The following is a 273-nucleotide window of genomic DNA, read 5'->3' on the forward strand; positions in this document are numbered from 1 at the left end:
GGGCGATCGCGCTCTCCTTGATCGACAGCCCGGTCTGCGAGGCCCCGCGGACGGTTACCGGACGGCGGTTGACCGTAACGTGAATGTCCTTCTGGGGAAGGAGCTTGGTGAAGAAGCGGTCACCGTTCGCGATCTCGACCAGTTCACCGGTTGCGATGGGGTCGTCGAGGTCATCAGGGATGTCCTTCCAGATCCCGTGGTCCTCCGGTACCGGAGGTGTGGGCAGAGCGCGCAGCTCGGTCACGGTGAGCACGGCAGTGCGTACCTCATACG

The 273-nt window shown here is 64.1% G+C and carries 1 protein-coding gene; it reads right to left on the reverse strand.

What is annotated here, in order from left to right; genetic code table 11:
- A partial coding sequence (locus SB719_RS20115; RefSeq protein WP_412159733.1) for a hypothetical protein occupies positions 1–253 on the reverse strand: 253 nt, incomplete at its 3' end.
- Positions 254–273: the final 20 nt, after the last annotated feature.

Source organism: Pantoea sp. SIMBA_079, from assembly GCF_046940275.1.
Lineage (GTDB): Bacteria > Pseudomonadota > Gammaproteobacteria > Enterobacterales > Enterobacteriaceae > Pantoea > Pantoea borealis.